This window comes from Streptomyces sp. NPDC028910 (assembly GCF_055564955.1).
In genome coordinates, this window is sequence record NZ_JBVHVF010000004.1 from 202,785 (window position 1) to 222,635 (window position 19,851).

At 71.7% G+C, this 19,851-nt stretch carries 19 protein-coding genes; 13 read left to right on the forward strand and 6 right to left on the reverse strand.

Annotated elements, in window-relative coordinates:
- The first annotated feature begins 9 nt into the window (after positions 1-9).
- Positions 10-888: a formyltetrahydrofolate deformylase gene (purU, locus tag ACZ4TV_RS07880; protein WP_468131848.1), complete on the forward strand. Its 879-nt coding sequence runs from the start codon at positions 10-12 to the stop codon at positions 886-888.
- A gap of 204 nt (positions 889-1,092) precedes the next feature.
- Positions 1,093-2,001 (forward strand): alpha/beta fold hydrolase, encoded by a 909-nt coding sequence (locus ACZ4TV_RS07885; RefSeq protein WP_468131850.1) that lies wholly within the window; start codon positions 1,093-1,095, stop codon positions 1,999-2,001.
- Positions 2,002-2,233: 232 nt separating this feature from the next.
- Here the strand turns inward: ACZ4TV_RS07885 and ACZ4TV_RS07890 are convergent, their stop codons facing one another.
- The gene (locus ACZ4TV_RS07890; RefSeq protein ID WP_468131852.1) at positions 2,234-2,752 is read right to left on the reverse strand and encodes an EF-hand domain-containing protein; all 519 of its coding nucleotides are present in this window, start codon (positions 2,750-2,752) and stop codon (positions 2,234-2,236) included.
- A gap of 302 nt (positions 2,753-3,054) precedes the next feature.
- Here ACZ4TV_RS07890 and ACZ4TV_RS07895 point away from each other — a divergent pair, with 302 nt between their 5' ends.
- Positions 3,055-3,633 carry a sigma-70 family RNA polymerase sigma factor gene (locus ACZ4TV_RS07895; protein ID WP_468131854.1) on the forward strand — a complete coding sequence of 193 codons (579 nt, stop codon included), beginning with the start codon at positions 3,055-3,057 and terminating at the stop codon, positions 3,631-3,633.
- Positions 3,630-4,961, forward strand: coding sequence for a maleylpyruvate isomerase N-terminal domain-containing protein (locus ACZ4TV_RS07900; protein WP_468131856.1), 1,332 nt, complete (start codon positions 3,630-3,632; stop codon positions 4,959-4,961). Before ACZ4TV_RS07895 ends, ACZ4TV_RS07900 begins: the two co-directional genes overlap by 4 nt.
- Before the next feature lie 57 nt (positions 4,962-5,018).
- On the opposite strand, the gene ACZ4TV_RS07905 is transcribed toward ACZ4TV_RS07900, so the two are convergent.
- Together ACZ4TV_RS07905 and ACZ4TV_RS07910 are read right to left on the reverse strand one after the other, a co-directional pair.
- On the reverse strand, positions 5,019-5,993 hold the full coding sequence (locus tag ACZ4TV_RS07905; protein WP_468131858.1) for a hypothetical protein: 975 nt from the start codon (positions 5,991-5,993) through the stop codon (positions 5,019-5,021).
- A 130-nt stretch (positions 5,994-6,123) separates the two neighbouring features.
- Complete coding sequence (locus tag ACZ4TV_RS07910; RefSeq protein ID WP_468131860.1) at positions 6,124-7,719, reverse strand: AMP-binding protein; 1,596 nt, start codon at positions 7,717-7,719, stop codon at positions 6,124-6,126.
- A 129-nt stretch (positions 7,720-7,848) separates the two neighbouring features.
- On the opposite strand from ACZ4TV_RS07910, the gene ACZ4TV_RS07915 reads away from it, so the two are divergent.
- From ACZ4TV_RS07915 to ACZ4TV_RS07935, 5 genes are all read left to right on the forward strand, one after another.
- Positions 7,849-9,054 carry an amidohydrolase family protein gene (locus ACZ4TV_RS07915; RefSeq protein ID WP_468131862.1) on the forward strand — a complete coding sequence of 402 codons (1,206 nt, stop codon included), beginning with the start codon at positions 7,849-7,851 and terminating at the stop codon, positions 9,052-9,054.
- Complete coding sequence (locus tag ACZ4TV_RS07920) at positions 9,054-10,256, forward strand: acyl-CoA dehydrogenase (protein ID WP_468131864.1); 1,203 nt, start codon at positions 9,054-9,056, stop codon at positions 10,254-10,256. The genes ACZ4TV_RS07915 and ACZ4TV_RS07920 overlap by 1 nt, the downstream gene beginning before the upstream one ends.
- 5 nt (positions 10,257-10,261) lie before the next feature.
- Positions 10,262-11,188: an acyl-CoA dehydrogenase family protein gene (locus tag ACZ4TV_RS07925; RefSeq protein WP_468131866.1), complete on the forward strand. Its 927-nt coding sequence runs from the start codon at positions 10,262-10,264 to the stop codon at positions 11,186-11,188.
- Positions 11,189-11,532: 344 nt separating this feature from the next.
- A complete protein-coding gene (locus ACZ4TV_RS07930) occupies positions 11,533-11,997 on the forward strand; it encodes an ATP-binding protein (RefSeq protein WP_468131868.1) in 465 nt (154 codons plus the stop codon).
- 256 nt (positions 11,998-12,253) lie between these two features.
- A complete protein-coding gene (locus ACZ4TV_RS07935; RefSeq protein WP_468131870.1) occupies positions 12,254-12,838 on the forward strand; it encodes a DinB family protein in 585 nt (194 codons plus the stop codon).
- 144 nt (positions 12,839-12,982) lie between these two features.
- Here ACZ4TV_RS07935 and ACZ4TV_RS07940 read toward each other — a convergent pair whose 3' ends face one another.
- The gene (locus ACZ4TV_RS07940) at positions 12,983-13,675 is read right to left on the reverse strand and encodes a hypothetical protein (RefSeq protein WP_468131872.1); all 693 of its coding nucleotides are present in this window, start codon (positions 13,673-13,675) and stop codon (positions 12,983-12,985) included.
- Between the two features lie 150 nt (positions 13,676-13,825).
- Positions 13,826-14,752, reverse strand: a complete 927-nt coding sequence (locus ACZ4TV_RS07945; protein WP_468131874.1) for a cyclase family protein — start codon at positions 14,750-14,752, stop codon at positions 13,826-13,828.
- Positions 14,753-14,860: 108 nt separating this feature from the next.
- Between ACZ4TV_RS07945 and ACZ4TV_RS07950 the strand changes: the two genes are divergently transcribed.
- From ACZ4TV_RS07950 to ACZ4TV_RS07960, 3 genes are read left to right on the forward strand one after another with little or no spacing between them, the layout of a single operon-like run.
- Positions 14,861-15,781: an SDR family oxidoreductase gene (locus ACZ4TV_RS07950; protein ID WP_468131876.1), complete on the forward strand. Its 921-nt coding sequence runs from the start codon at positions 14,861-14,863 to the stop codon at positions 15,779-15,781.
- 9 nt (positions 15,782-15,790) lie between these two features.
- A complete protein-coding gene (locus ACZ4TV_RS07955; RefSeq protein WP_468131878.1) occupies positions 15,791-17,005 on the forward strand; it encodes an acyl-CoA dehydrogenase family protein in 1,215 nt (404 codons plus the stop codon).
- Positions 17,002-18,069 carry a Zn-dependent alcohol dehydrogenase gene (locus ACZ4TV_RS07960; protein ID WP_468131880.1) on the forward strand — a complete coding sequence of 356 codons (1,068 nt, stop codon included), beginning with the start codon at positions 17,002-17,004 and terminating at the stop codon, positions 18,067-18,069. The genes ACZ4TV_RS07955 and ACZ4TV_RS07960 overlap by 4 nt, the downstream gene beginning before the upstream one ends.
- 110 nt (positions 18,070-18,179) lie before the next feature.
- Here the strand turns inward: ACZ4TV_RS07960 and ACZ4TV_RS07965 are convergent, their stop codons facing one another.
- The gene (locus tag ACZ4TV_RS07965; RefSeq protein ID WP_468132260.1) at positions 18,180-18,797 is read right to left on the reverse strand and encodes a flavin reductase family protein; all 618 of its coding nucleotides are present in this window, start codon (positions 18,795-18,797) and stop codon (positions 18,180-18,182) included.
- A gap of 165 nt (positions 18,798-18,962) precedes the next feature.
- On the opposite strand from ACZ4TV_RS07965, the gene ACZ4TV_RS07970 reads away from it, so the two are divergent.
- Positions 18,963-19,850 carry a hypothetical protein gene (locus tag ACZ4TV_RS07970; protein ID WP_468131882.1) on the forward strand — a complete coding sequence of 296 codons (888 nt, stop codon included), beginning with the start codon at positions 18,963-18,965 and terminating at the stop codon, positions 19,848-19,850.
- Position 19,851: the final 1 nt, after the last annotated feature.

The window sequence follows — 19,851 nt, forward strand, 5'->3', positions numbered from 1 at the left end:
TGTGCGGTCATGAGCGACCCGCACTCCGAGGCCCAGGCCCAGCCCCAGTACGTCCTGACCATGTCCTGCCCCGACAAGCAGGGCATCGTGCACGCCGTGTCGAGCTACCTCTTCATGACCGGCTGCAACATCGTGGACAGCCAGCAGTTCGGTGACCGGGAGACCGGGCTCTTCTTCATGCGGGTGCACTTCGAGGCCGAGCCCGCGGTGACGGTGGAGAAGCTGCGCGCCAGCTTCGCCGCGATCGGCACCTCTTTCAAGATGGACTGGCAGATCCACCGCTCCGACGAGCGCATGCGGATCATCCTGATGGTGTCCAAGTTCGGGCACTGCCTGAACGACCTGCTGTTCCGTACGCGGATCGGGGCCCTGCCGGTCGAGATCGCGGCCGTGGTCTCCAACCACACCGACTTCGCCGAACTGGTCGGCTCGTACGACATCCCGTTCGTGCACATCCCGGTGACGAAGGACACGAAGGCGGAGGCGGAGGCGCAGCTGCTGGAGCTCGTGCGTTCCGAGAACGTCGAGCTGGTGGTGCTGGCGCGGTACATGCAGGTGCTGTCGGACAACCTGTGCAAGGAGCTGAGCGGGCGGATCATCAACATCCACCACTCCTTCCTGCCGAGCTTCAAGGGCGCGAAGCCGTACCACCAGGCGCATGCGCGGGGTGTGAAGCTGATCGGCGCGACCGCCCACTACGTGACGGCGGACCTCGACGAGGGGCCGATCATCGAGCAGGAGGTCGAGCGGGTGGGTCACGAGGTGACGCCGGACCAGCTGGTGGCGATCGGGCGGGACGTGGAGTGCCAGGCGCTCGCGCGGGCGGTGAAGTGGCACAGCGAGCACCGCGTGCTGCTGAACGGCTCGCGCACGGTGGTCTTCGGCTAGCGGCTGCGCCGCCGCCGCTTGGGCTGCCGGTGGGGCTGGTTGTGCCCGGGTGAGGCGCGGTGGGCCTGTGCGGCGCCGCTGCTGGGGCTCCGCCCCAGACCCCGCGCCTCAAACGCCGGCGGGGCTGGATGGGCCCGGTGTCTCGCGGCTTGCGATGATCGGTTCGGTCGCGGTCGGAGGGGCCGCTGTTGCACGGGAGACAGCATGGGCGCAAAGGGGCGTGTCGGTTCTTTCGCGAGCGACGAGGCACAAAGGCGCTACCTCGCCGCGTACGAACAGGCGATGAACCTGTGGCCGACTCCGCGCGAGGAGCGGGACGTTGAAACCCGTTTCGGCACCACCCGGATCTACGGTCACGGGACGGGTGAGGGGCCGCCGATCGTGTTGCTGCACGGGCAGAACGCGACGCCGGCCGTGTGGGCGTCGAACGTCACCGCGCTCGCCGCCGGCCGTTCCGTGCTAGCGGTGGACCGGGTGGGCGAGCCCGGTCGCAGCACGCAGACCGCCCCGATCCGCACGGCTGAGGACACTGCGGGATGGCTGGACGAGGTGCTGAGCGGACTTGGTGTGGAGCAAGCCCACCTGGTCGGCTTCTCGTACGGCGGGTGGGTGGCGCTCAACCACGCCGTGCACGCCCCCGGGCAGGTCGCATCCGTAACCCTGGTGGAACCCGCCGGGGCCCTGGCCCGCTTCCGGCCGACCTTCCTGTTGGGGGCGATCGCCGCGGTGGTCAGCGGTTCGCAGCGCTATCAGCGTCGCTGGTTCGGCAAGCTCGTCGGGGACACGGGCGAGGGGCCCGAGGCGGCCGAGGTGATGACGCGAATGTTGTTGGAGGCTCTGCGCTCGTTCCGCGGGCGACTGCCCGCCCCCCGGTTGCTCACCGACGAAGAGTTGCGCTCGGTGAAGGTACCGGTCATGGTGCTGCTCGGCGGAGCCAGCCGGGCCACGGACTCCAGCCGCGCGCAGGCACGGGCTCAGGAACTCCTCGCGGACGTGCGGACGGAGATCGTCCCCGGGGTGGGTCATGCGATGCCGGCGAAGGTACTCAACGACCGGGTGCCCGCGTTCCTGTGTGACGTGGAGGCACGCGCCTCCGGCGGCGCTTCGCGGTGACCTCCGCATACGCCGAGCCGTACGAGGAGGCGCGGCGACCGCATACGCAAAGACGCTCGGCGGGGAAGTCCCGCCGAGCGTTTTCGTTCGTCGGGTGAGGCGCGGTGGGCCCGTGCGGCGCCGCTGCTGGGGCTCCGCCCCAGACCCCGCGCCTCAAACGCCGCCGGGGCTGAAGTGGCCCGGCGGGGCTGGAGTGGGCCCCGGGTGGGTTTGGTCGAGCGCGCCGCAGGCGTTACGCGTCCGGGGGTTCCACGCCGCAGTAGCCCGCGAAGGCTGCCAGGATCTCCTCCTCCGAGATGCGGCCGTCGCCGTCGCGGTCCAGGGACGCCGCGACCCGGGTGGCCAGTTCGGGCGCGGTGCCCAGGACGCGCAGGACGCGGGCCGTGGCGGGGGGCGTCGCGCCGACGCCGTCCTCGTCCGCCACCGCGATCACCGCCCGCAGGAACGGCCGCGCGATCTCCGCGAACCGCTCCGGGTTGTCGCGCAGCCGCTTCGCCGCCCCGGTGATGAACTCCTCGCGGGACACCCGCTGGTCCCCGTCGACGTCCGCGATGCCGGCCATCCCCTGCCAGAACGCCTCGGCGCCCGCGAAGACGGCCTGGCCCTTGTCCGAGCGGGCGGCCGTACCGAATTCGGCCAGGACGGCCTTCGCGGCCGCGCTGAAGTCCTCCCGGTCGATATAGCCGGACCCGTCCTGGTCGAAGGTGGCGAATCGGGCGGCGATCTTGCGCTCGTATTCTGCGCTGTCCATGTTCGGCGTTCCGCCTTCACGTGTGCGGTGGGGTTCAGATCAAGACAAGGCAGGAGCGTAAGGCCTATGTGGCCTGCGCGTTAAGCGAAGTGGTCAAGGAGGTGGCCGCATCGAACCCGCGCACGGGGAGCGCGGTGGGGCGCGTACCCCTGTCCCCATGTGCCGTCAGCCGCACCACCGTTCACACCCTGCCACGCCCCTATCACGGAGGGCGCACTTCCAGGGCGAGGTTCTCCCAAAACGGGCGCGATCCGCCATGTGCCCACTACATTCGATGCGTCGACACACGGCTGGGGGCACTTATGCCGAAGGACGTACCACCGCGCTGGGACCGCCGCATGCAGCAGCGCCTCGCCCGTGGCGAGGCCGCCGCGCTCGGGGAGCTGTACGACCGCTTCGCCTCGCTCGTGCACAGCCTGGCGCACCGGGTGCTGGGCGACGAGAAGGCGGCGGACCGGATCACCCGAGAGGTCTTCGGCTACATCTGGGAGAACCCGGACGCCTACGACCCCAAGCAGGGCTCCATGCGGTCCTGGGTCGCCCGGATCACCCAGGGCCAGGCGGTGGCCCGGCTGCGCCAGGCCGAACTGGGCCGTGGCTCCCGTGAGGAACTGGAGCAGAAGGTGCGCAGCGCCAACGCGGCCGCCCGCGCCGACTACATCGTCACCTCCATGCCCGCGCCGCTGCGTGCCGCGCTGGAACTCGCGTACTTCAAGCGGCGCGACTACCGGCAGGCCGCCGCCGACCTCCAGATCAGCGAGGACGAGGCGCGGCGCCGGCTGCGGCTCGGGCTGCAGTTGCTGTCGACCGCCAACGCCCTCCCGCAGGAGGACACCGCCCAGTCCGGATACGGCCCGCGCGAATGTGGAACGCCCCGATGAACGGCCCTGCCGAGTCGCCCGACGACGGATACGAGCGTCCCGGCGGCCGGGCGTCGATACCGGGTCCGCGCGGAGCCGCCGACGACCTGGAACCTCGGTACGCGCCGCCGCCACCGGTCCTGGGGCCGCTGCCCGAGTCGCCTGCGTACGAGTCGCCCCCGTACGAGTCGCCTCCGTACGAGCCGCCTGCGTACGAGCCGCCCTCGTACGAGCCGTCCTCGCACGAGCTGCCCTCGCACGCCGTACTGAAGTCCCTGCTCGGCGCGTGGGCGCTGGCCGCCTGCTCGACCGAGGAGACCCGGGCGGTGGAGGACCACCTCACCGAGTGTGCGCCCTGCGCCGAGGAGGCGTTGCGGCTGCGCGACGCGGTGGGACTGCTGCACCCGGAGGAGAACCTCGACCTCAAACCGCTGTTGCGCTCGCGGGTGCTGGAGGACTGCCTGGGCAAGCGGCCGGCCCGCATCCCGGTGCCGGCGTGGGCGAGCCCGTACGACACCGAGACCGCGCGGCTGGACGCGCTGCTCCAGGACTTCGGGGACTCGGAATGGCACACCCCGGTGCGGCTGAAGTGGTTCGAGGACGAACGGCGCCGGCATCAACGGACCACGGTGGCGGGGGTGATCGGCCATCTGCTGACGGTGGACGGGCTGATCGCCACCGCGTTGGGGCTGGACGACCCGCTGGGGCCGGATGCGCCGAAGGGCGGTCCGACCGTACGGACGGAGCACTTCTGGAACGCGTCGGCGTATCCGGCCACGCGGCAGGTCCGCGAGCCGTGGCGGGAACAGGGCCACACCCTGGTGCGTACGGTGTCCTTCGCGGGCCGCGGCGTCGCTGAGCTGGCGGTGGACTACGGGAACTTCGCGCTGCCGTTGGGTGACGCGTTCCTGGAGCGGGCCTTCGAGTGCTGGGTGCACGCGTGGGACATCGCGGAGGCGGTGGACTACCCGTACGAGCCGCCGTCAGGGCCGCACCTGCACCGGATGATCGACCTGGCGGCGCGGCTCCTGCCGGAGGCGCTGGCGCAGCGGCGGCGGGACGGCCTGGCGGCGCCGGCGCGGGGCCTGGTCGCGGCGGGTTCGCCCGGGCGGACCCTGCACCTGGAGATCGAGGGCGCGGGTGGTGGCGGCTGGGACATCGCGCTGGACTCGCCGGGGGCGAAGCCGTCGCCGGAGCGGACGGTGGCGGAGATCGCGCTGGACGGCATCGAGTTCTGCCAGCTGGCGGCCGGGCACATCTCCCCGGAGGAGGCGGCGGTGGGCCAGCACGGCGACCGCGAGGCGATCCGGGACGTGCTGTTCGCTGCGGCGTCGCTGAGCCGGATGTAGGGGGCGACCGCGAGTCCCGCCCCGGACATACGAGGACAGCCGGGGCGGGGAGCGGTGTCAGACGAGGCTCGCGGCGAGCGCGAGCCGCGCCGCACGCTGTGTGCTGTAGAGCGCGGCCTGTTCGGAGACCTCGGTGAGAACCTGGTTCTGATGGGCCGTCTCGACGGCGGCTCCGATGCCCACGAGGTTCACCTCCTGCTTGCAGGAGACGTCCTGCACGGCCGCGGCGATCGCCTCGGCCCCGCCCGGTTCGGCCCTCAGCCCGAGCTTGTCCAGTACCAGGTAGGGATTCGCGATGCCCGGGTAGCCGGACCGTGCCATGCACTGCGACCACTCGCGGAACACCCGGATCATGCGAGAGTCCTCCTTGGTGCGGACGTGCGCCTCGTAGGCGAGCTCGAACGAGAACATGTAGTCGATGCTGGCCCGCGTCGGGGCGTAGAGCTTGCGGTACCCCTCTGCGGCACAACCGCCGACCGGGACCGTCTGGCCGTTGACCGTGATCCCGCTGTCCCTCTCCTGGGCCTCCTCCTCGGTACGTGGAGGAAGGCCCGTCGGTGCGTCACCGGGCCGCTCGCCGTACAGGGCGGTGAACCCGTCCTCGGTCAGCTCCGGCTGAGCCGGCCGTGGCGGAAGCGGTGCCCCTGCGGTCTGGTCGTAGCCGTGCGCGGCCGCGAACGCGGGATCGGCCACGCCGAAGAGGAACTGGTGCCGGTCCTCGGTGCCTGTCACCGGATCCGGGTCCTGCCCTGCGTACGTCACGCCGTACCGGGCCATGCACTGCGTCACCAGCCGGTTCTGGGCGACCGCCGACAGGCGCCGCTCCTCCGCCGAGTCCGTCATCCTGTCGAGCGGGAGCGTCAGAGAGGCGGTAGCCGGATTGACGGCAACGGGGCCGAGCGCCGGCTCGTCACGATGGCCGTGACCCACGCTTTCCTGCGCTCCTACGAGGCCGCCTGACTGCAAGGCGAGGACCGCGGCCGTCAGTACACCGGTCACAGCCGCCGCGCGGCGGCGTCGGGTGGAATACATCGAATGCTCCTTGTCGTCACATCGTGTCTCTCACCCCTGTCCTGAGTGCGGCCGCACGGAAAAGGTTGAACACGCATTCTGATCTCAGCGCAGGCCAGGCCGGTGACCGGTGACCGGTGACACACCGGCCTCAGGAGTAGCGTTCGCGGAGTTTGTACTTCAGGACCTTGCGCAGGGCTTCGTTGCGCGGGAGGGACTCCAGGAGTTCCAGCTGCTCCGGGAGCTTGTGCGTCGACAGGCCCTCCGCGCGGAGGTACGCCGTCAGCTGGGGCAGGGTCAGGGGCGCGGCGCCCGCGGGCTGCTCGATCACCGCGCAGACGCGTTCGCCGCGGGCCGGGTCCGGCAGGCCGATGACCGCGACGTCCGCGACGCCCGGGAGCCGGTGGAGGAGGTCCTCGATCTCCTTCGCCGAGATGTTCTCGCCCTTGCGGATGATGACGTCCTTGCTGCGGCCGGTGAGGACCAGGTAGCCGTCCTGCGTGAGGTGCCCGAGGTCGCCGGTGATCAGGTAGCCGTCGGGGTCGAAGACTTCGGATGACTGGTCGCGGTTCAGGTAGCCCTGGCACACCGCCTCGCCCCGGAGCCGGACCTCCCCGTCCGTGTGCGGGGGGAGGGGGGTGCCGTCCGGGGTGGTGATCCGGATGGACATGCCCGCCGGGGGGCGGCCTTCGGTGGTGGCGAGGTGGTCCGCCGTGTCGTCCGGGGCGCCCATGGTGATCATCGGGACCTCGGTCATGCCGTAGCCGTGGGTCAGCTGGCAGCCCAGCTCCCGTACGACCGCGTGGTAGATCTCCGGCGGTTTCGGGGCGCCTCCGCCCGCGAGGAGGCGGAGGGTGGGGATGAGGGGGGTGGCCGGGTTCTTGCGCTGCTCCGCCAGGAACATGGAGTAGAAGGCCGTGGAGCCGCCGGCCACCGTCACCCCGTGGCGGCGGTAGCCGTCCAGCGCGTCCGGCATCGCGAACTTCTCGAAGAGGACCGCGGGGAAGCCGTAGAGCAGCAGCATCACGGTGTAGTCGGGCCCGGCTATGTGCGCGAAGGGGAAGGCCATCGAGCCGACGTCGGACGGGGTCAGGTGCAGGGCGTGCGCGAGGCAGGAGCCGCCCGCGATCAGGGAGCGGTCGGTGTGCAGGACGCCCTTGGGGTCGGAGGTGGTGCCCGAGGTCCAGTAGATCCACCGGACGTCCGTGCCGGAGGCGGGCGGTGGGGGGAGTACGGAGGGGTCGCCGTCCGGGAGGGAGGCGTAGGCCTCGAAGACGCCGCGCGCGCCGAGCCGCCGGGCCATCGCCGCATGGTCGAAGCCGCGCCAGATCCCGGGGACGGCGAAGAATTCCGCCCGGGACTCGCGGAGCGCGAAGCCGACCTCACGGTCCCGGTAGAAGGGGATGACGGGGGTCTGGACGGCGCCGATCCGGGCGAGGGCGACGGAGAGCAGTACGGTCTCGATGCGGGTGGGGAGCTGCCAGGCGACGACCGTGCCGGGGCGGACGCCCATGTCGTGGAGGCCCGCGGCGACGCGCTCGGAGCGGTCCTGGAGCTCGCCGAAGGTCAGCCGGCGGTCCGCCGCGGGGTCATCGGCCGCCTCGATCAGGACGGTGGTGTCAGGGGTCAGTGCGGCGCGGCGGGCGATCAGTTCCCACAGGGTGCGGGAACGGCCCAGTTCGGTGGCGGTCGCGGTCCCCGTCCCCGTCGCGGTCCCCGTCCCCGTCGCGTTCGTGGTGTCCGTCATGCCAGACCTCCCATAGCTGACGGTTAGTCAGATCAAGCGCAGAGCGTAGAGCGCTGACGCTTGTCGGTCCAGGGGTGGCGGAGCTAGCTTGTTTCTGACGATCCATCAGATCGGGGAATTGGGGAGACCATGGAACTGCCTCGGATCATCAGCGTCGACGACCACGTGATCGAACCCGCGCACCTCTTCGACGTCTGGTTGCCGGCCAAGTACCGCGACCGCGGGCCCAAGGCGCTCACCGCCGGCATCGGCGCGCTCGCGTACACGGGCGGCAAGTACGTGATCTCCATGGACCCCGACGGCCCGCCCACCGACTGGTGGATCTACGAGGACCTGAAGTTCCCGTACAAGCGCAACATCGCCGCCGTCGGATTCGACCGCGACGACATGACGCTGGAGGGGATCACCCGAGAGGAGATGCGCCGGGGCTGCTGGGATCCCCAGGCGAGGCTGCTGGACATGGACCTCAACCACGTCGAGGCCTCCCTCTGCTTCCCGACCTTTCCGCGCTTCTGCGGCCAGACCTTCGCCGAGGCGCACGACAAGGAGGTGGCCCTCGCCTGCGTGCGCGCCTACAACGACTGGATGGTGCAGGAGTGGTGCGGCGACAGCGGCGGCCGGCTGATCCCGCTGTGCATCATCCCGCTGTGGGACATCGACCTGGCCGTGGCGGAGATCCGGCGCAACGCCGCCCGCGGGGTGCGGGCCGTCACCTTCTCCGAGATCCCCACCTACCTGGGACTGCCGTCGATCCACTCCGGCTACTGGGACCCCTTCTTCGCCGTCTGCCAGGAGACCGGCACGGTGGTCAACATGCACATCGGGTCCAGCTCCCAGATGCCCGCCGCCTCCCCCGACGCGCCACCCGCCGTGCAGGCCTCGCTCAGCTTCAACAACGCGATGGCCTCTATGATGGACTTCCTCTTCAGCGGGGTGCTCGTCAAGTTCCCGACGCTGAAACTGGCCTACAGCGAGGGTCAGATGGGCTGGATCCCGTACGCCCTGGAGCGCGCCGACGACGTCTGGGAGGAGCACCGGGCCTGGGGCGGGGTGCGCGACCTGATCCCCGAGCCGCCGTCCACGTACTACTACCGGCAGATGTTCTGCTGCTTCTTCCGCGACAAGCACGGCATCGCCTCGCTGGACGTCGTCGGGCGCGACAACGCCACCTTCGAGACCGACTACCCGCACGTGGACTCGACCTTCCCGCACACCAAGGAGGTCGCCCTCGACCACGTGAAGGGGCTGGACGACGAGACGGTCTACAAGCTGATGCGCGGCAACGCCATCCGCATGCTCGGCCTGTCCCTCGACCAGGACCGTCAAGGCCGCTGATGGACCTGACCTACACGCAGGAGGAGCAGGACTTCCGGGCGCGGCTGCGCGCATGGCTCGCCAAGGTCCTGCCCGAGCTGCCCGCCAGGCCGTCGCCCGACGACTGGCCCGGCCGGCGCGCGTACGACCTCGGCTGGCAGCGCAGGCTGTACGACGCCGGGTACGCGGGCCTGCACTGGCCGGTGGACGCCGGCGGGCGCGGGGCCGGCCCGACCCGGCACCTGATCTTCCTGGAGGAGACGGAGCGCGCCGGGGCCCCGTACGTGGGCGCGAACTTCGTCGGGCTGCTGCACGCCGGGCCGACCATCGCCGCCGAGGGCAGCGCCGAGCAGCGGGCGCGCTGGCTGCCGCCCGTGCTGCGCGGCGACGAGGTGTGGTGCCAGGGCTTCAGCGAGCCGGACGCCGGCTCCGACCTGGCCTCCCTGCGTACGCGGGCGGTCCGCGACGGCGACGAGTACGTGATCACCGGGTCGAAGATCTGGACCTCGCACGCGGAGGTCGCCGACTGGTGCGAGCTGCTGGTGCGGACGAGCCCCGTCGACGCGCAGACCCCCAAGCACCGCGGGATCTCCTGGCTGGCGATGCCGATGGACGCGCCGGGGGTCACCGTCCGGCCGCTGCGCACGCTCGCCGGGTCCACCGAGTTCGCGGAGGTGTTCCTCGACGAGGTACGGGTCCCGGTCGCCAACCGGGTCGGCGCGGAGAACGACGGCTGGCGGGTCACCATGGTCACGCTGTCCTTCGAGCGGGGCACCGCCTTCGTCGGGGAGGTCGTCGCCTGCCGCCGCACCCTGGGCGAACTGGCCCGTACGGCGAAGGCGAACGGCCGCTGGGACGACCCGGTGCTGCGGCGCAGGCTCGGGCGGCTGTACGGGGAGTTCGGCGCGCTGTGGCGGCTCACCCAGTGGAACGTCAGCGAGTCGATGGGGGTCCCCCCTGTTCGAGCGGAGTCGAGAACTCGGGGGAGCTCCGGCGGGGTCCCCGGCATCGGCGGCTCCGTCTTCAAGCTCGCCTACTCGCACGCGCGCCAGGAGCTGTACGACACGGCGGCGGAGGTCCTGGGGGCCTCGGCCCTGTCGCTGGACGAGGAGTGGGTGCTGGACCGCCTGTCGACCCTCTCCTACACGATCGCGGCCGGCACCTCGCAGATCCAGCGGAACATCGTCGCCGAGCGGATCCTCGGCCTGCCGAAGGGCCGGTGAGGGGCATGGACTTCCAGCCGACCGAGGACCAGCGGGACCTGCGGGCGGGCGTACGGGACCTCCTGGCGGGCCGGTACGGGCGCGAGGCGCTGCGGGCGTCGGTGGACTCGGGTGTCGCCGTGGACCGGGCGCTGTGGCGGGAGCTGGGCGAGGCGGGCTTCTTCGCGCTGCGGCTCCCGCAGTCCGCGGGCGGAGTGGGCCTGGGGCTCCCGGAGGCGGTGCTCGTGTTCGAGGAGGCGGGGCGGGCCCTGCTGCCCGGGCCGCTGGTGGCCACGCACCTGGCCGCCGGGGTGGTCCCCGGGGCGGCGGACGGGACGGCGGTGGTGACCGCCTTCGACCTGGGCGGGGGCCTCGTGACGTACCTGCGGGAGGCGGACGCGGTGCTGGGGGCGGACGCGGTGCCTTCCGGTGAGCCGGTGCGCTCGGTGGACCCGTTGACGCCGCTGCACCGGGCGGACGGGCCGGAGTCGGAGGCGTACCGCTCCACGGAGGCGTACCGCTCCACGGGCGCGCTGCTCACGGCGGCGCTCCAGCTCGGGAGCGCGCTGCGGACGGTGGAGCTGGCGGTGCGGTACGCGGGTGAGCGCGAGCAGTTCGGGCAGCCGATCGGCGCCTTCCAGGCGGTCAAGCACCTGTGCGCGCGGATGCTGGTGCGGGCGGAGGTGGCCCGTACGGCGGTCTACGCGGCGGCGGTGACGGGGGAGGCGGGCGAGGCGGCCGGGGCCAAGCTCCTCGCGGACGAGGCGGCCGTGCGCAACGCCCGGGACTGTCTGCAGGTGCACGGCGGGATGGGCTTCACGTGGGAGGCGGACGTGCACCTGCACCTGAAGCGGGCCTGGGTGCGGGCCGAGCAGTGGCGGACGGCGGCGGAGGCGGAGGAGCTGCTGGCCGCGGAGCTGCTGGAGTCGGCGGTGTCCGAGCCGGCGCCGTAGCTGGTTGTCACGGGAGGGCGCGGGAGCGGGGCGTGGGAGGGCACGGGAGGGACGGTGAGGGACGCATGTCCGATTACAGAGAGTTGATATCGGTTTGTGTCCTTCGCTCGCCCCTTTGCGACCCGGAGACGGGGGCCTGCTCCGGTACGCTCCCACGAATGCGAGCGGTTGAGCGGCGCGAGCGTCGCACAGTATGCACCACGCCCACTCCTTCGCGCGGGAATATGCCCGAAGCGCTTGTTGTGGTGACTGTATGTCAACCATGCTGCTCCGCAAGGGGGTCACACTGGGTGACCCCGTCCTGTCGCGAGGCGAAGTGTCCGCCGGTTCGGATGGTGTGAGCGGTGCAGGTGCTTCAGGTTCAGCTGGAGGTAGGAGCGGATCCCGCCGAGGTCGGCCGGGCCCGCCGGTGGGCCCGGTCCCGGTTGGCGGGGTCGGGCATAGGGGATGACGAGCCGCTCGCCGAGACGCTGATCCTGCTGATCTCCGAGCTGGTCACGAACGCGGTCGTGCACACGGGCTGTCCGGCCGTGCTGCGGATGCTGTTCGGCGGACCGGGGGTGCGGGTCGAGGTGGCCGACGCGAGCGACCGGGCGCCGGCCCGCCGGCAGGCGGCCGGGGACGACACCGGCGGGCGCGGCCTGGAGCTGGTCGACGGCCTGGCGGACCGCTGGGGCTGGCAGCGCGAGGGCGGGGGCAAGCGGATCTGGTGCGAGATCGACCGCGCGGAGAAGTCGGCATCGGACGGGGCCTGCGACGGCCCGTCGGAAATTCACCCTCCGGTGCGGGAACCGCGCGTGTACCTCTAACGAGGTGTTGACGTTCCGTCACATCTTGATCACCCTGGTGTGGAGCGATTCGACGCGAGGGGACGCCAAGGGCAAGCCTTGACGAGTGCGGGTCGCGGGGTGGCGGCTGCCGTGCCGCGCTCGGGGCGTGCACGCGCGCCGCCGCCACCCGCAGTACCTCTCCTGAGGTTGACGTGTGAGTGGCCTACCAAGCCTGCGGGTAGGACCACGTACGGGATCTTGAGACCACGAGCAGCCCATGGCAGGCTCATGCCGCGTGATCGATGAATTCGCGAAAGACAACCTGCACGGGAGACTGCGGCGGGACCGCAAGGCGCTGCTCTGGAAACTCGACGGCTTGTCCGAATACGACGCCCGCCGGCCTTTGACGGCGACCGGGACCAACCTCCTCGGCCTGGTCAAACACGTGGCCACCGTCGAGGCCAGGTACTTCGGCGAGGTCTTCGACCGCCCTTCCCCGGAACCGCTGCCCCGGTGGCAGGACTACAACGGCAGCGATCTGTGGGCGACCGAGGACGAGACCCGCGATCAGATCATCGGGTTCTACCGGCGCACGTGGGAACACTCGGACGCGACGATCAACGAGCTTCCCCTCGACGCCCCCGGCCACGTGCCGTGGTGGCCGGAGCCTTATCCGAACACGAACCTGTTCGCCATCATGGTCCATGTCCTCGGCGAGTCCATCCGGCATGCCGGGCACGCCGATATCCTGCGCGAGGGCCTCGACGGCCGGACCGGGTTGCGCGCCGAACACGAGAAGCAGATCGACGAGGAAGCCCGTGCGGCCTACTGCGCGAAGATCGAGCAGGCCGCCAGGTCGGCCGCACCCATCAAGGCTTAGGCCGCGCTGCCGCCGCATCCAGGGCCGCCGTCACCGGATCGACCTCGATGGCCGTGACAACAGCCGGAGCCGTGGCCGCGCGACCAACCGCACCCGCCCACAGCCGAACCCATACGGGGGCCGTGGGCTGGCGCCTGAAGGGCTCTAGCCGTCGGTGCAGATCACGTCGTACGGGCGGCCGATCGAGATGGTCAGCTCGATGGGGTCCGTGGTGCCGGAGGGGCACTCGGACTTCGTCTTGACGAGGCCGAGGACCTTCAGCGCGCCCGAGCCGCCGCAGGCGACCTCCTTGGCCTGGGAGGTCACGCAGTCGCCCTTGACCAGCTGGCCGCCGCCGGCGCCCGCGTCGCCCGGGTGGTCGTTCGACAGGTTGCGGCCGCAGACGGTGTTGGTGGGGATGCCGCTCGACTTGCCGCCGTTGTAGGAGATGCTCACCTCGATCATCAGGTCGGTGCCCGCCGGGCACTGGATCGAGCCCGGGAGGATGCTGGCCTCCTTGATGTCGATGGCCTTGAAGGTGGCCCCGGAGTCGGAGCAGCCCGTCCGCTTGAACCCGTCGGGGGCCTTGGCCGGGTCGGGGCCGCCGCAGTCGCCGACCTTCCACGCGCTGGAGGTGTCCGAGGAGGACTCCGGGGATCCGGGGTCCTTGGCCGTGGGCTTGGCGGAAGGGGACGCCGTGGAGGTGGCCGCCGACGGCTTGCCGTCGTCCTTCCCGACCCACTGCAAGGCGCCGTAGCCGCCGATGATGATCACGGCGAGGACGATGACGGCGACGATGTTGCCGCCCGAGCGGCGCCTGGGAGCCGGTGGCGGGGATACCTGATAGGGGTTGGCCATGCGCTCCTCCTGTGGTGAGGGTGGTGACGGTGGTGGGGACCGGGGGTGGGACGCGCGAACGGTGACGCGTCATGGACACCTCATGGTTCCACTGCGCACGGCACTCGAACGGCCGGGGTCACCCCGTCCGTGTCAACCGCCCCGCCGGCCTCAGAGGACGGCCACCGGTGCCACGGGGGTGCCGGTGCCGCCGACGAAGGGCTCCGGCATCGCGGAGAGGAGGAACGTGTAGCGGTTCTCTTCTGCACAGGCTGTGGACAACTTTTCGAGATTCCAGTTCTGGCCCTGGTGCATGCCCATCTCGACCAGGTCGAGGGCGTGGACCGGGAGCCACAGGTTCTCTATCTCCGGCGGGAAGATCTCGAAGGTCAGGGTGTCATTGGCGACGGCCGCCACGTCCCGCGCGTGGAACCACTCCGGGGTCCGGACGGACAGCCCGGGGGACGGGAAGCCGTAGCCGTGCTTGTCGCCCGCCAGGTAGACCTGGATCTGGCCGGTGCGGACCAGGACGATGTCGCCGGGACGCACGGTCAGTCCGCCGAACTCCTCCGCCTCCGCCAGGTCTTCCGGGGTCACCGCGTGGTCCCCCGGCAGCCGGTCCACGCCCTTCGCGCGGGCGACGTCGAGGAGCACCCCGCGCGAGACGATGGGGCCGGTCTTGTCGATGCCGCTGAACTCGGCCCGGCCGTGCGCCGTGATGGTGCCCGCCGGGCGGCCGTTGTAGATCTTTCCCGAGTGGGAGACGTGGGTGAGGGCGTCCCAGTGGGTGCCCGCCTGGAGGCCCATGCTCACGGCGTCGTCGCTGCACGCCACCGTGCCCGGCCCGAAGATCTCCTGGTTGATCTGCACCATCGTGTGCAGCGGGTTGATCCGGCCGGGGATCATGCCGACCTGGACCCCGTCCTCCTTGAGGGGCAGGGCCAGGGGGACGCGGCGGCCGCTGCGGATCTGCGCCGCGGCGCCCCGTACGACCTCGTCGGTGATCAGGTTCAGGGTGCCGATCTCGTCGTCGGCGCCCCAGCGTCCCCAGTTGTTGACGCGCTTGGCGATGTCGTGGAATTCGGCGGGCAGGGTCATGGGCGTCGACAGCTCCTTGCGTGGATACGGCAACGAGGGCTTGTGCAGGTCCATCCGACTACCCATAGAATCTAACGGTCCGTCAGAAAACGCGGGAAGGGGCCGGACGTGGGGAACTTCTTGGCAGGCAAGGTCGTCGCCGTCACCGGCGCCGGCCGGGGCATCGGGCGGGCCGTGGCACTCGCCGCGGCCGCCGAGGGTGCCAAGGTCGTCGTCAACGACTACGGCGTCGGGATCGAGGGCGGGGAGCCGACGAGCGAGATCGCCGAGGGCGTGGTGAAGGAGATCCTCGCCGCCGGCGGGGAGGCCGTCGCCGTCGCCGACGACATCTCCACCATGGCGGGCGGACAGCGCGTCGTCGACACCGCGCTCGCCCGGTACGGCCGCATCGACGGCGTCGTCTGCGTGGCCGGCATCCTGCGCGAACGGATGCTCTTCAACATGTCCGAGGAGGAGTGGGACCCGGTGGTCGCCACCCACCTCAAGGGGACCTTCACCGTCTTCCGCGCCGCCTCCGCCGTCATGCGCAGGCAGGGCTCCGGCACCCTGATCGGCTTCACCAGTGGCAACCACCAGGGGTCCGTCGCCCAGGCCAACTACAGCGCCGCCAAGGGCGGGATCATCTCGCTCGTACGGTCCGCCGCGCTCGGCCTCGCCAAGTACGGGGTGACGGCCAACGCCGTCGCACCCGTCGCCCGCACCCGCATGTCGGCGGGCGTCCCCATGGAGCTCAAGGAGATCGGCGAGCCCGAGGACGTGGCGGCGCTGGTCACCTACCTGCTCAGCGACAAGGCCGTGGCCGTCGCCGGCGAGCGGATCACCGGGCAGGTCTACACGATCGCCGGCCCGAAGATCGCCGTCTGGGCGCAGCCGCGGGAGCTGCGCGCCGGATACGCCGAGGGCTCCTGGACACCGGAGAAGATCGCCGACTTCCTGCCCGGGACGGTGGGCACCGACCCGATGCCGATGCTGGCGCAGCTGGAGGCCATGGCCAAGGCGGCGGCCGCCAAGGACCGCCCCAACGCCTAGGCGGCCCGGATGGACTTCAGCTTCGGGGCCGAGGACGAGGAGCTGCGCGGGCACGCCCGGGCGTGGCTGACGGAGCACCTCGTGGGCCCGTACGAGCAGGTCATCGGCCTCGGCGGGCCCGGCAGCGAACACGAGGGGATCGAGGCGCGGCGGGCATGGGAGCGCGAGCTGGGCCGCGGCGGCTGGATCGGGCAGGGCTGGGAGGCCCCGGCCGGGGAGTACGGGCAGCGGCGGCTCTCGCTGACCGGGCAGGTGGTGTGGGCCGAGGAGTACGCGGCGCTGCGCGCGCCCGGCCGGGTCGGCCACATCGGGGAGAACCTCCTCGCGCCCACGCTGCTCGCGTACGGCAGCCAGGACCAGCGGGACCGCTTCCTGCCCGGCATCGCGCGGGGCGAGGAGCTGTGGTGCCAGGGCTACAGCGAGCCGGGCGCCGGCTCCGACCTCGCGGGGATCCGTACGGCCGCGGTACGGGACCGTGCCGACGGGCTCTTCCGGGTCACCGGGCAGAAGATCTGGACCTCGCTGGCCCGGGACGCCGACTGGTGCTTCGTCCTGGGCCGCACCGAGCCCGGCTCGCGGCGCCACCGCGGGCTGTCGTTCCTGCTCGTACGGATGGACCAGCCGGGCCGCGTCGAGGTCCGCCCGATCCGGCAGATGACGGGGACCTCGGAGTTCAACGAGGTGTTCCTCGACGGGGCGGTGGCGGCCGAGGTCGTCGGCGGCGAGGGCGACGGCTGGACCGTGGCCATGGGCCTGCTCGCCCTGGAGCGGGGGGTCTCGACGCTGGTCCAGCAGATCGGGTTCGCGGCGGAACTGGAGCGCGTACTGGCCGCGTACGCGGCGCGGGCGGCTTCGGGCGCGCCGGATCCGGCCCTGAGGGAGCGCCTCGTACGCCAGTGGGCCGAGCTGCGCACGATGCGGTGGAACGCGCTGCGGACCCTCGGCGCCAGCGCCACGGACGATCCGGGCGCGCCGAGCGTGGCGAAGCTGCTGTGGGGCGGGTGGCACCGGCGGCTCGGCGAGCTGGCGGTGGAGGTCCGCGGTGCGGCGGCCACCGCCGGACCGGCGGCCTGGGCGCCCGGGGTCCCGTACGAACGCGGACTCGACGAGGAACAGCGCCTGTTCCTGTTCACCCGCGCCGACACGATCTACGGCGGCTCGGACGAGATCCAGCGCAACATCATCGCCGAGCGCGTGCTCGGCCTGCCTAAGGAGCCCAGGTGAGAGGCGTCGTGTTCGACGGCAAGCAGGCCCAGGTGGTCGACGACCTGGAGATCCGCGAACCCGGCCCGGGGGAGGTGCTCGTCGCGATAGGGGCCGCGGGACTCTGCCACAGCGACCTGTCGGTGATCGACGGGACGATTCCGTTCCCGCCGCCGGTGGTGCTGGGGCACGAGGGCGCGGGGGTGGTGGAAGCGGTGGGCCCGGGCGTCACCCACGTGGCGCCGGGCGATCACGTGTCGCTGTCCACCCTCGCCAACTGCGGAGCCTGCGCCGACTGCGACCGGGGCCGGCCGACGATGTGCCGCAAGGCCATCGGGATGCCCGGGCAGCCGTTCTCGCGGGGCGGGAAGCCACTGTTCCAGTTCGCCTCCAACTCCGCCTTCGCGGAGCGCACGCTCGTCAAGGCCGTGCAGGCCGTGAAGATCCCCGAGGACATCCCGTTGACGTCGGCCGCGCTCATCGGCTGCGGGGTGCTCACGGGAGTGGGGGCGGTGCTGAACCGGGCGAAGGTCGACCGCGGCGAGTCGGTGGTCGTGATCGGTACCGGGGGGATCGGGCTGAACGTGCTCCAGGGGGCCAGGATCGCGGGGGCCACGACGATCGTGGCGGTGGACGCGAACCCGGCGAAGGAGGCGGTGGCCCGGCAGTTCGGGGCCACGCACTTCGTCGACGCGTCGGCCGGGGCCGACTCTTCGGCGGCGGTGCGCGAGATCCTGCCGGCGGGCGCCGACCACGCCTTCGAGTGCGTGGGCAACGTCAAGCTGATCCGCCAGGCCGTCGACCTCCTGGACCGGCACGGTCAGGCCGTCCTGCTCGGCGTGCCCGGATTCACGGAGGAGGCGTCCTTCCTCGTCTCGTCCCTGTACCTGGACAAGACGATCATGGGCTGCCGGTACGGGTCCTCGCGCCCGCAGCGCGACATCGCGCTGTACGCGGAGCTCTACCGGCAGGGCAAGCTCCTGCTGGACGAGCTCGTGACGGAGGTCTACCCGGTCGAGGACTTCGCCAAGGCCGTCGACGACGCCCACCACGGGCGGGTGGCGCGCGGGGTGCTCACCTTCTGACCTCGGCCGCGCGGGCGCGCCCGGGCCGTGCGCACGCGCGCACGTCCGGGCGCCGCTTGCCGGGTTCCGCTGCCCGGTTCCACTGCCCGGTTCCGCTGCCCGGCTCCGATTCAGTCGCTGAAGCGGCCGAAGCGGCCCTTGTGGAAGAGGAGCGGTTCGCCCTCGCCGGCCGCGCCCATGGCCACCACCCGGCCCACGACGATGAGGTGGTCGCCGCCGGTGTGCACGGCGTGGATCCGGCAGTCGATCCAGGCGGGCACGGCGTCGAGCCGGGGTGACCCGGTGACGGGGGCGGGGGCGTGGGTCACGCCCGCGAACTTGTCCGCGCCGCTGACGGCGAAGGACCGGCACAGTTCGCCCTGTTGGGCGCCGAGGATGTTGACGCAGAACACCCCGGCGCGGGCGATCCGCGGCCAGGTGGTCGACGTACGGGCCACCATGAAGGTGACCAGGGGCGGGTCGAGGGACAGCGAGGCGAAGGACTGGCAGGCGAAGCCGGCCGGGCCGTCCTCGTCCTCGCCGGGCGGTGCGGTGATGACGGTGACCCCGCTGGCGAAGTTCCCGAGCACGGCACGGAACTCGGCGGGACCGACCGGCGCGCGCTCGTCCTCGCCGACGGCCCGCAGATCGGGGCGCGGCAGGGCGTCGACGGGCTCGGACCCCGGCTCCGCCGCGGCGGAGGTGGGGGAGCCGACTGACCTGAGGTATCGGACGACGGTGGCCGCCATCCCTGCATGTCCCATCACACCCACGATTGAAGCTGACGGTTCGTCAGATAGGAAGGGGTGGGTGAGGGCGGGCGAGGGTGCCCCTCGTTGAACGTGTTCAAGGGTCGGGTGTAGGGTCCGGTTCCGAGAGTGCTGAACGCGTTCAAACAAGGGCGGGTGGGCGTAATGGCGCAGGTGACGCAGGGGCCGGCGGTCCGGGAGCGGGGCTGGTGGGGGTCGGCGCCGGGAGCGGAGGTGGCCGCCACCGGGGAGCTGCTGATCGGGCTGTCCCTCTGGATGGTCACCGCGGCTCCGAGTGAGGACTACGGCCAAGGCTGGGGCATCGGAGCCGTCCTCTTCCTCCCGATCGCGTTCGTGATCACCCCGCTCCTGCTGCTGCCCTTCGGCTTCGCCCACGCCCTGGTCTTCACCCGGCCCGCGCTCGCGCTGGCCCGCCGGACCGGCCGCGAAGCGGCCGCGGTGGCCTGGCTGCTCGCCTCGTCGGCGGCCTGTGCGCTGCTCCTCTGCCCGTCGGGAAGTTCGTACCTCGCCGTCTGGGCCGTGATCGCGGGGAGCGGCGTCGTCCCGCTGCTGATCGCGCGTCACGCGATCCGCAGGAACAGCTCGGACACGGCGGTCGTCAGGACGACGGGCCTCGTCGCCGGCGCGCTCGCGCTGGTCACCCTGGTCGGAGGGTTCGCCGTGTTCGGCGAGGGCGTCTTCGGCGCGTACCAGCCGCCCCGCCTGGAGCGTGCGCAGTACGTCGGCGAGTGGCGCGGCATGGAAGGCGGGGTGGTCCGGCTCCACGAGGGCGGCGAGGTCTCGGTCGAGGCGATGCCGGTGTATCACTTCCGCGGCGCCGTGACGCACTGCACCGGGACCGGCACCTGGGCGGAGCGGCCGGCCGACCCCCGGTTCAACCAGCGGGCCGGGGTCGACCTGATGGTCGACGGCTGCGACGGCTGGAGCGAGGAGTGGGAGGTCGCCGGGACCGTGGCGCACCCGGAGCTGTTCCAGATCGTCGGCGACCCGGATCAAGGGGGGATGTGGATCCTGCGGCGAAAGCACGCGTGAC

Excerpts from the sequence above, each read along its gene's own strand:
- ACZ4TV_RS07895 (WP_468131854.1), top strand. The coding sequence starts at position 3,055 with ATGCCGAAGGACGTACCACCGCGCTGGGACCGCCGCATGCAGCAGCGC.
- ACZ4TV_RS07955 (WP_468131878.1), top strand. The coding sequence starts at position 15,791 with ATGGACTTCAGCTTCGGGGCCGAGGACGAGGAGCTGCGCGGGCACGCC.
- ACZ4TV_RS07945 (WP_468131874.1), bottom strand. The coding sequence starts at position 14,752 with ATGACCCTGCCCGCCGAATTCCACGACATCGCCAAGCGCGTCAACAAC.
- ACZ4TV_RS07925 (WP_468131866.1), top strand. The coding sequence starts at position 10,262 with ATGGACTTCCAGCCGACCGAGGACCAGCGGGACCTGCGGGCGGGCGTA.
- ACZ4TV_RS07910 (WP_468131860.1), bottom strand. The coding sequence starts at position 7,719 with ATGACGGACACCACGAACGCGACGGGGACGGGGACCGCGACGGGGACG.
- ACZ4TV_RS07885 (WP_468131850.1), top strand. The coding sequence starts at position 1,093 with ATGGGCGCAAAGGGGCGTGTCGGTTCTTTCGCGAGCGACGAGGCACAA.
- ACZ4TV_RS07915 (WP_468131862.1), top strand. The coding sequence starts at position 7,849 with ATGGAACTGCCTCGGATCATCAGCGTCGACGACCACGTGATCGAACCC.
- purU (WP_468131848.1), top strand. The coding sequence starts at position 10 with ATGAGCGACCCGCACTCCGAGGCCCAGGCCCAGCCCCAGTACGTCCTG.
- ACZ4TV_RS07905 (WP_468131858.1), bottom strand. The coding sequence starts at position 5,993 with ATGTATTCCACCCGACGCCGCCGCGCGGCGGCTGTGACCGGTGTACTG.
- ACZ4TV_RS07890 (WP_468131852.1), bottom strand. The coding sequence starts at position 2,752 with ATGGACAGCGCAGAATACGAGCGCAAGATCGCCGCCCGATTCGCCACC.
- ACZ4TV_RS07940 (WP_468131872.1), bottom strand. The coding sequence starts at position 13,675 with ATGGCCAACCCCTATCAGGTATCCCCGCCACCGGCTCCCAGGCGCCGC.
- ACZ4TV_RS07900 (WP_468131856.1), top strand. The coding sequence starts at position 3,630 with ATGAACGGCCCTGCCGAGTCGCCCGACGACGGATACGAGCGTCCCGGC.
- ACZ4TV_RS07920 (WP_468131864.1), top strand. The coding sequence starts at position 9,054 with ATGGACCTGACCTACACGCAGGAGGAGCAGGACTTCCGGGCGCGGCTG.
- ACZ4TV_RS07965 (WP_468132260.1), bottom strand. The coding sequence starts at position 18,797 with ATGGCGGCCACCGTCGTCCGATACCTCAGGTCAGTCGGCTCCCCCACC.
- ACZ4TV_RS07970 (WP_468131882.1), top strand. The coding sequence starts at position 18,963 with ATGGCGCAGGTGACGCAGGGGCCGGCGGTCCGGGAGCGGGGCTGGTGG.